The following is a 9069-nucleotide window of genomic DNA, read 5'->3' as shown; positions in this document are numbered from 1 at the left end:
AACGGGGACCAGAGAGCAATCTCACGGTCGGGCCCACAAAGCCCACGCAGGTTCGAATCCTGCCCTCTCCGCTCGTCCTGTACGCGCCCGGCCCCCGGCTTCCCCGCGGCCCGCCCCACCGGCCCGCGCGGCCCCGGTGCCGCACGCACCGTCGGTGACCCCCGCGCCGACGGACACCCGCGCCCCGGCGCACCGCCCGGCACTGGGCGGTGCGCCGGGGCGCAGACGCGTCCGCATCCACCACCGGTTCCGGTTGACCTCTGTTGTCCGGCAACCGCCCAGCTCAGCGCCCCTGCCGGACCGGCTCGGACTCGTTCAGCAGAAAAATACCTTCTCAAAGGAATTCTTTTGTGCCAGGATGGAGTCGGGAGGAAACCCCCGGGACGGAAACCGGCCCGGGAGCCCGCCGTGCGGCCTCGGCCGCGGAGGCGGACCGCCGTGACCGGCCCCCCCGACCACTCTCTGCCGCACTGATCGCCAAGGGGGAAACATGCTGACGTTCTCGATCCTCGGGGCACTGCAGATCCGCACCGCGTCGGGACCGGCCGAGATCTCCGGCGATCTGCAACGGACCCTGATCCAGACGCTGCTGGTCAGCGAGGGGCAGTCGGTCTCCGGTGAGGCGCTGGTCGAGGAGATGTGGGGCGAGGGCGCCCCGGACAACCAGGCCAACGCCTTACAGGCCCACGTCAGCCGGCTGCGCCGCAAGCTGCGCGGCCTGGAGCCCGACCGCACCACCTCGCGCGTCACCATCCACCCCTCGGGCTACCGCCTGACGGTGAACGAGGGGGAGCTGGACGCCGCCGAGTTCGTCAGGACGGTCCGCCAGGCCGAGACCTTCGGCTCGGGCTCACCGGACGAGGCGGCCCGGTTACTGAGGCAGGCCCTGGCCATGTGGCGGGGGCCGGTCTTCGGCGGCTTCACCGGCGGGACCCTGTGCCAGCTCGCCGGCGCCCGCTACGAGGAGTACCGCATGCGGGCCATGGAGCTCCGCTTCGACGCCGAGCTGCGGCTCGGTCGGCACGCCGCCGTCCTGGCCGAACTCGCCGAGACCCACACGAGCCACCCGCTCAGAGAACGCTTCTGCGAGCAGCTGATGATCGCCCTGTACTGCGCGGGCCGTCAGGCCGACGCCCTGGACGTGTTCCGCCGTATGCGCCGCCACCTCGCCGACGAACTCGGCATCGAGCCGTCCCCCGCGCTGCGGCAGGTCGAGAGCGCCATCCTGTCCCACGACCCGGCCCTGTCCGGTGACGTGCGCGCTCCCCTGCTCCAGCTCACCTGACGCCGCCGGCCCCCGCGCGCCGCGTAAGCGGCACGTCAGCCGCTGGTCAGCACCGCCTGGAACGATCCGGATCGGAAGTGGAAACCGCCCCCCGACCTTTGGAGAACCACATGACCACGAGCCAGTCGCCGGCCCGCGCCGTGACGACCCAGGGGCGCGCGGAGGCCGCGCGTCCGTTACGCCTCTTCCTCGGCCTCGACGCCGTCGTGACCGGCGGCAACGGCCTCATCTACCTGTTCGCCGCCGGTCCGGTGGGAGACCTGCTCGGCCTCGGCACCGGCTTCCTCCGCGGCATCGGCGTGTTCCTCACCGTCTACGGCGCACTGGTCGCCGTGCTGGCCGCCCGTCCGGTGCCGTCCACCACGGCCACCAAGGTGGTCATCGAGGCGAACCTGCTGTGGGCGGTCGCGAGCGTGGCCGCCCTGGTCTTCGGCTGGCTGGACCCGAACACCGTCGGCACGGTGTGGACCCCGCTCCAGGCGGCCGTCGTCGCGGCCTTCGCCGTGCTCCAGATCAACGGTCTGCGCCGGCTCGGCAACTGACATCCCGTCCCATCAGGGGGAGACATGAGGTCCCAGGTCGCGGAGCTGGCCGAGATACGCCGCCGAGTACTGGCCGGCCCCAGTGAGAAGGCAACGCGGGCGCAGCACGCCAAGGGCAAGCTGACCGCGCGCGAGCGCATCGGCCTGCTGTTGGACGAGGGCTCGTTCCGCGAGGTCGAGCAGCTGCGCCGGCACCGGGCGACCGGGTTCGGCCTGGAGGCCAAGAAGCCGTACACGGACGGTGTCATCACCGGCTGGGGCACGGTGGAGGGCCGCACGGTCTTCGTCTACGCCCACGACTTCCGGATCTTCGGCGGCGCGCTGGGCGAGGCCCACGCCACCAAGATCCACAAGATCATGGACATGGCCATCGCGGCCGGGGCGCCGCTGGTCTCCCTGAACGACGGCGCCGGCGCCCGCATCCAGGAGGGCGTCACCGCGCTCGCCGGGTACGGCGGCATCTTCCAGCGCAACACCCGGGCGTCCGGCGTCATCCCGCAGATCTCGGTGATGCTCGGCCCCTGCGCCGGAGGTGCCGCCTACTCCCCCGCACTCACGGACTTCGTGTTCATGGTCCGCGAGACCTCGCAGATGTTCATCACCGGACCGGACGTCGTCAAGGCGGTCACCGGCGAGGAGGTCACGCAGAACGGCCTGGGCGGAGCCGACGTGCACGCCGAGACCAGCGGCGTCTGCCACTTCGCCTACGACGACGAGGAGACCTGCATCGGCGAGGTCCGCTACCTCCTGTCCCTGCTCCCGCAGAACAACCGGGAGAACCCGCCCGCGGTGCCGTGCGACGACCCGCACGACCGTCGCTGCGACACCCTCGCCGACCTGGTCCCGGCGGACGGCAACCGGCCGTACGACATGACGGAGGTCATCGAGGAACTCGTCGACGACGGCGAGTACCTGGAGGTCCACGAGCGCTGGGCGCGCAACATCATCTGCGCGCTGGCCCGTCTCGGCGGGCAGGTGGTGGGCGTCGTCGCCAACCAGCCTCGGGTGCTCGCCGGTGTCCTGGACATCGAGGCCAGCGAGAAGGCCGCCCGCTTCGTGCAGATGTGCGACGCCTTCAGCATCCCGATCGTGACCCTCCTGGACGTCCCCGGGTTCCTGCCCGGCGTCGACCAGGAGCACGGCGGCATCATCCGCCACGGCGCCAAACTGCTGTACGCGTACTGCAACGCCACGGTGCCGCGGATCTCGCTGATCCTGCGCAAGGCGTACGGCGGCGCCTACATCGTCATGGACAGCCAGTCCATCGGCGCCGACCTCACGTACGCCTGGCCCACCAACGAGATCGCCGTCATGGGCGCCGAGGGCGCGGCCAACGTCATCTTCCGCCGCCGGATCGCCGAGGCCGAGGACCCCGAAGCCATGCGGGCCGAGCTGGTCAAGGAGTACAAGGCGGAACTGATGCACCCCTACTACGCGGCCGAGCGGGGCCTGGTCGACGACGTCATCGACCCCGCCGACACCCGCGAGGTCCTCATCCGCTCACTGGCGATGCTGCGCACCAAGCACGCCGACCACCCCGCCCGCAAGCACGGCAACCCCCCTCAGTGACGGCACAGCCGCCCCGCAGCGACGGAGGTCCCATGCTCACTCCCCCGCCCCCCATCCGCATCGAGAAGGGCCAGGCCACGGCCGAGGAACTGGCCGCCCTCGCGGCCCTGCTGCTCAGCCGTGCCGCCCGGGCCGGCGTCGACGCTCAGGCGTCCACCCCCGGCACCACCTCCTGGCGCCCCCACCCCTTCCACGCCCCGCACAGCTGGCAGACGCCCTGAGCGGTGACGCGCCGAGGCGCCGGACCTGCCCCCTCCCTCCGCGGGGGCCGGTCCGGCGCCTCGGCGCACCCGGCTCCTGTCCGGCCGCCGGTTCACGCACCACCGCCACCGGCCACGCCCGACCGCCAAGGAGAACCCGCAGGTCAGACGGCCTTCGAGGCAGGCTCAAGAATGGCCACGCACTCTACGTGGTGCGTCATCGGGAACAGGTCGAACGCGCGCAGCGTCCGCACCTTGTAGCCGCCGTCGCGGAAGTACGCCAGGTCGCGGGCCAGGGCCGCCGGGTCGCAGGCGACGTACGCGATGCGGCGGGCGTTCAGGGACGCCAGGTGTTCCACCGTCTTCTTGCCGGCGCCCGCGCGGGGCGGGTCCAGGACGATCAGGTCGACCTCGGTGATGCCGGTGCGCGGGAGGACCGACTCGACCTTGCCCTGCTCGATGCGGACGCGGTCGAATCCGGCGAGGTTGTGCCGGGCGTCCTCGACCGCGCGCTTGCCGGACTCGATGCCGAGGACCGCGCCCTTCTCGCCGAGGCGGTCGGCGAGCGCGCCGGCGAAGAGGCCGACCCCGCAGTACAGGTCGAGCGCCATGTCGCCCTTGCGCGGCAGCAGGCCCTGCATGACGGCCTTGACGAGGGTGTCGGCGGCCTTCGGGTGGACCTGCCAGAAGCCGCCGCTGCCGACCCGGTAGGTGCGGTCGTCGGCGCGCTCGCGCACGAAGGCGCGGCCGTGGACGCGGTGGATGCCGCCGTCGTGCTCCTCGACGCGCATCACGGAGACGGGCCGGTCGAGCTCGACCAGGGGCAGCCGGGCGCCCGGGCGGGGCTCCAGGATCACCATGCGGTCCTGGGATCCGGTCGCGGCGATGGCCTCGACGGACTGCATCCCGGCCCAGTCGCGCTGCTCGATGCCCAGCTCGCTCACACCGTCGGCGGCGATCATGCAGTGCTCGATCGGCTCGACCTCGTGCGAGCGGTGGCGGCGCAGGCCCGCGTTGCCGTCCGGGTCCACGGCGTACTGCACGCGCGTGCGCCACGAGGGCACCTCGCCGGGGGGCAGCTTGTCGCCCTCGGCGGGCATCACCGTGCCGTCCCAGCCGGCCTCCTCGGGCGTGAGGCCCGCGAGCCGCTGGAGCTGCTCTGCGACGACCTCGCCCTTGAGCCGCCGCTGGGCGCCCGGCTTGGCGTGCTGCCAGTCGCAGCCGCCGCAGCGGCCGGGGCCGGCGTAGGGGCAGGGTGCCTCGACGCGGTCCTTGGACGCGTCGAGGATCTCGACGGCGTCCGCCCGCAGGAAGCGCGCGCCCTCCTCGCCCTCGGTCACCCGGGCGCGGACCTTCTCGCCGGGCAGCGCGTGCCGGACGAAGAGGACCTGGCCCTCGGACGTGCGGGCGATGCAGTGCCCGCCGTGGGCGACGGGGCCGATCTCGACCTCGTACTCCTCCCCCACCAACGACTTCTTCGGTTCTGCCTGCATGGCGGGGTGACTCCAGATGCGAAAAGGGGAACGGCCGGACAACAGCCCACCAGTCTACGTGGACGTCGCCCGGCCGTTCACCATGAGCCTGTCGGCCCGTCCGGTCCGCGTCAGGTCTTGGGGCCCTGGGGCTCCTTGTGCCTCTCCTCGGCCGGTCCGCGGCGCACCGCGCCGGGCGCGTTCCACTCCTGGCGCCTGCGGGCGCGCTTCTTGGCGGCCTCGGAGGACTCCAGCTGGTAGGGCACGGAGGTGACCATGACGCCGGGGGTGAACAGCAGGCGGCCCTTGAGGCGCAGGGCGCTCTGGTTGTGCAGCAGGTGCTCGTACCAGTGGCCGACCACGTACTCGGGGATGATCACGGAGACCGCGTCGCGCGGGGACTCGCGGCGCAGGCCCTTCACGTACTCGATGACGGGCCGGGTGATCTCGCGGTAGGGCGAGTCGAGGATCTTGAGCGGGACGGTGATGCCGCGCCGTTCCCATTCCTCGCGGAGCGTCTTGGTCTCGGCGGGGTCGACGTTGACGCTGAGGGCTTCGAGGGTGTCGGAGCGCATCAGCTTGGCGTAGGCGAGGGCGCGCAGCGTCGGCCGGTGGATCTTGGAGATCAGGACGACGGAGTGGACGCGGGAGGGCCGGACGCTGTCGTCGGAGGGGCCCTCGGGGGCGGCGATCTCCTCGGCGACCCGGTCGTAGTGCTTACGGATCGCGCTCATCGTCGCGTAGAAGATCACCATGCCGAGCAGGGCGACCCAGGCGCCGTGGGTGAACTTGGTGACGAGGACGACGACCAGGACGAGGCCGGTGAAGAAGGCGCCGAAGGCGTTGATCGCGCGGGAGCGGACCATGTGGCGGCGCTTGGTCTGGTCGCGTTCCGCGGCCAGGTGGCGGTTCCAGTGCCGCACCATGCCGGTCTGGCTGAGCGTGAAGGAGACGAAGACGCCGACGATGTACAGCTGGATCAGCCGGGTGGAGTCGGCTCCGTAGATGACGACCAGGAGGGTGGCGGCGCCGGCCAGGAGCACGATGCCGTTGGAGAAGGCGAGGCGGTCGCCGCGGGTGTGCAGCTGGCGCGGCAGGTAGCGGTCCTGGGCGAGGATCGAGCCGAGCAGCGGAAAGCCGTTGTAGGCGGTGTTCGCGGCGAGGAAGAGGACCAGCGCGGTGGCGGCGGCGAGGACGATGAACAGGAAGCTGCCCTTGCCGAAGACGGCCTCGGCGACCTGCGAGATCACGGGGTTCTGCACGTAGTCGGCGCCGACCGCGACGCCGTTGTGGAGGAGGTCTTCGGCCGGGTTCTCGGCCATGCGGACGTTGGTCACCATGGCGAGCGCGATGATCCCGCAGAACATGGTGACGGCGAGCAGGCCCATCGCGGCGAGGGTGCTGGCCGCGTTCTTGGACTTGGGCTTGCGGAAGGCCGGGACTCCGTTGGAGATCGCCTCGACGCCGGTGAGCGCGGCGCAGCCGGAGGAGAAGGCGCGCAGCAGCAGGAAGACGAGGGCGAAGCCGGCGATGCCCTGGTGCTCGGCGACGATGTGGTAGTCGGCGGTCGGCGCGCGCATGGTGTCGTCCAGGACGAGCCCGCGGAACGCGCCCCAGGCGATCATGATGAAGACGCCGGCGACGAAGACGTACGTGGGGATCGCGAAGAGCTTGCCGGACTCCTTCACGCCGCGCAGGTTCATCAGGGTGAGCAGCACGATGACGGCGACCGCGCAGAACACCTTGTGCTCGACGACGAAGGGCACGGCGGAGCCGAGGTTCTCGATGCCCGAGGAGATGGAGACGGCGACGGTGAGGACGTAGTCGACGAGAAGGGCGCTGGCGACGGTGAGTCCGGCCCGGGGACCGAGGTTGGTGTTGGCGACCTCGTAGTCGCCGCCGCCGCTGGGGTAGGCGTGCACGTTCTGGCGGTAGGACGCCACGACCGTGAACATGAGCACGACGACCGCGACGGCGATCCACGGGCTGAAGTGGTAGGCCGACACACCCGCGATGGACAGGACCAGGAGGACTTCTCCGGGTGCGTACGCCACGGAGGAGAGCGGGTCGGAGGCGAAGACGGGGAGTGCGATGCGCTTCGGCAGGAGAGTCTCTCCGAGCCGGTCACTGCGCAGTGCGCGCCCGATCAAGATCCGTTTGGGCACGTCGGTCAGTTTGGACACGCAGAGGATCGTAAGGGTTCGAACGGGCGCCCGCCCACCCGCCACCCTGCATCTGCCCTACGAGTGAAATCACTGGGGGTTCCCGCTGCGGATTCCGTGGTCGACGAGATCCGCATGCCTATATGACAAAACCCCGTCCACTGCTGCTTCTGGAGGTTCCATGCACACGACCGCGGAGCTCATCGGCGCCGCCGCCGGACTGGTCGGCCTCGGAATCCTGACTCTTGTCAGCGTGCGCAGCATCAGCCGCCGCTGAGGGCGGAGAACCGCGGGCGACCGTGCGCGGCATCGGCCGCCGCCGAGGGAGGAGAACCGCAGGCAGCGTGCACAGGGGTGCCCTCCGCGTACCGCGCGTGTGTAGCTTGGGCGGCGGTCTGAGACCCTGTTCCACCTGAGCCGTGACCATTGACATCGGAAGGACGGTCGTGCACATCGTCATCATGGGCTGCGGAAGAGTGGGATCCGCTCTTGCCCAGACCCTGGAGCAACAGGGGCACACGGTCGCCGTGATCGACCAGGACCCCACCGCCTTCCGACGACTGGGCTCCGGGTTCGGCGGACGCCGTGTCACCGGAGTCGGCTTCGATCAGGACACCCTGCGCGAAGCGGGCATCGAGGAGGCCGGCGCGTTCGCCGCCGTCTCCAGCGGTGACAACTCGAACATCATCGCCGCCCGGGTGGCCCGCGAGATGTTCGGCATCGAGAACGTCGCGGCCCGTATCTACGACCCGCGCCGCGCCGAGGTCTACCAGCGCCTCGGCATCCCGACCGTCGCCACCGTCCGCTGGACGGCCGACCAGATGCTGCGCCGGCTGCTGCCCTCGGGCGCCGAACCGCTGTGGCGCGACCCGACGGGCGGGGTGCAGCTCGCCGAGGTGCACGCCTCCGCCGCCTGGGTCGGTCACAAGATCAGCCGGCTCCAGGACGAGACCGGGGTGCGTGTCGCGTTCCTGACCCGTCTCGGCGAGGCGATGCTGCCGTCCTCGCAGACGGTGCTGCAGGAGGGGGACCTGGTGCACGTGATGATGCGCCCGGACGACGTCGAGAAGGTCGAGGCGGCGTTCGCCGAGGGCCCTGAAGAGGAGGCCGGTCACTGATGAGGGTCGCCATTGCCGGTGCCGGTGCAGTGGGCCGCTCGATCGCGGGCGAGCTCCTGGAGAACGGTCACGAGGTCCTGCTGATCGACAAGGCGCCGACCGCCATCTCGGTCGAGCGCGTCCCGCAGGCGGAGTGGCTGCTCGCCGACGCCTGCGAGATCACCTCCCTGGACGAGGCGGCGCTCCAGCGCTGCAACGTGGTCATCGCGGCCACGGGCGACGACAAGGTCAACCTGGTCGTCTCCCTCCTCGCGAAGACCGAGTACGGCGTCCCGCGGGTCGTGGCCCGCGTCAACAACCCGAAGAACGAATGGCTCTTCAACGAGTCCTGGGGCGTCGACGTCGCCGTCTCCACCCCGCGTCTGATGTCGGCGCTCGTCGAGGAGGCCGTCAGCGTCGGCGACCTCGTGCGGCTGCTGCGCTTCAGCCACGGCGACGCCAACCTGGTGGAGCTGACGCTGCCGCCGGAGTCGGCGCTGGCGGGCACGCAGGTCGGTGACGTCGAGTGGCCGGAGGACACCTCCCTGGTCACGATCATCCGCGGCACCCGTGTCCTGACGCCCTCCCGGGAGGACTCCCTGGAGGCGGGCGACGAACTCCTCTTCGTGGCGGCGCAGGCCCGCGAGGAGCAGTTGGAGGACCTGCTGTCGGTGCGCCGCGAGGAAGCGACGAGCTGACGCACGGCGGTACGACGAAGGGGGCGCCCGGACCTGGTCCGGGC

At 71.1% G+C, this 9069-nt stretch carries 8 protein-coding genes; 6 read left to right on the top strand and 2 right to left on the bottom strand.

Going from position 1 to position 9069, the window contains the following annotated elements; genetic code table 11:
* The first annotated feature begins 490 nt into the window (after nucleotides 1-490).
* The 4 genes from ACWGIS_RS32825 to ACWGIS_RS32810 all read left to right on the top strand — a co-directional run bounded on the left by ACWGIS_RS32825 (nucleotide 491) and on the right by ACWGIS_RS32810 (nucleotide 3617).
* Nucleotides 491-1285, top strand: coding sequence for an AfsR/SARP family transcriptional regulator (locus tag ACWGIS_RS32825; protein WP_453366148.1), 795 nt, complete (start codon nucleotides 491-493; stop codon nucleotides 1283-1285).
* A 110-nt stretch (nucleotides 1286-1395) separates the two neighbouring features.
* A complete protein-coding gene (locus tag ACWGIS_RS32820; RefSeq protein ID WP_453366147.1) occupies nucleotides 1396-1827 on the top strand; it encodes a hypothetical protein in 432 nt (143 codons plus the stop codon).
* Between the two features lie 24 nt (nucleotides 1828-1851).
* Nucleotides 1852-3396: an acyl-CoA carboxylase subunit beta gene (locus tag ACWGIS_RS32815; RefSeq protein WP_453366146.1), complete on the top strand. Its 1545-nt coding sequence runs from the start codon at nucleotides 1852-1854 to the stop codon at nucleotides 3394-3396.
* A gap of 32 nt (nucleotides 3397-3428) precedes the next feature.
* Nucleotides 3429-3617: an acyl-CoA carboxylase epsilon subunit gene (locus tag ACWGIS_RS32810; protein WP_453366145.1), complete on the top strand. Its 189-nt coding sequence runs from the start codon at nucleotides 3429-3431 to the stop codon at nucleotides 3615-3617.
* A gap of 143 nt (nucleotides 3618-3760) precedes the next feature.
* Here ACWGIS_RS32810 and ACWGIS_RS32805 read toward each other — a convergent pair whose 3' ends face one another.
* Nucleotides 3761-5089 carry a class I SAM-dependent RNA methyltransferase gene (locus ACWGIS_RS32805; protein WP_453366144.1) on the bottom strand — a complete coding sequence of 443 codons (1329 nt, stop codon included), beginning with the start codon at nucleotides 5087-5089 and terminating at the stop codon, nucleotides 3761-3763.
* A 110-nt stretch (nucleotides 5090-5199) separates the two neighbouring features.
* Nucleotides 5200-7251 (bottom strand): APC family permease, encoded by a 2052-nt coding sequence (locus ACWGIS_RS32800; RefSeq protein WP_453366143.1) that lies wholly within the window; start codon nucleotides 7249-7251, stop codon nucleotides 5200-5202.
* Between the two features lie 425 nt (nucleotides 7252-7676).
* Between ACWGIS_RS32800 and ACWGIS_RS32795 the strand changes: the two genes are divergently transcribed.
* Together ACWGIS_RS32795 and ACWGIS_RS32790 are read left to right on the top strand one after the other, a co-directional pair.
* On the top strand, nucleotides 7677-8348 hold the full coding sequence (locus ACWGIS_RS32795; RefSeq protein WP_453366171.1) for a potassium channel family protein: 672 nt from the start codon (nucleotides 7677-7679) through the stop codon (nucleotides 8346-8348).
* Nucleotides 8348-9025 (top strand): potassium channel family protein, encoded by a 678-nt coding sequence (locus tag ACWGIS_RS32790; protein WP_355783304.1) that lies wholly within the window; start codon nucleotides 8348-8350, stop codon nucleotides 9023-9025. The genes ACWGIS_RS32795 and ACWGIS_RS32790 overlap by 1 nt, the downstream gene beginning before the upstream one ends.
* Nucleotides 9026-9069: the final 44 nt, after the last annotated feature.

The sequence above is a fragment of the Streptomyces sp. NPDC054842 genome (assembly GCF_053611025.1).
This window is presented reverse-complemented; position numbering and strand designations above follow the sequence as displayed.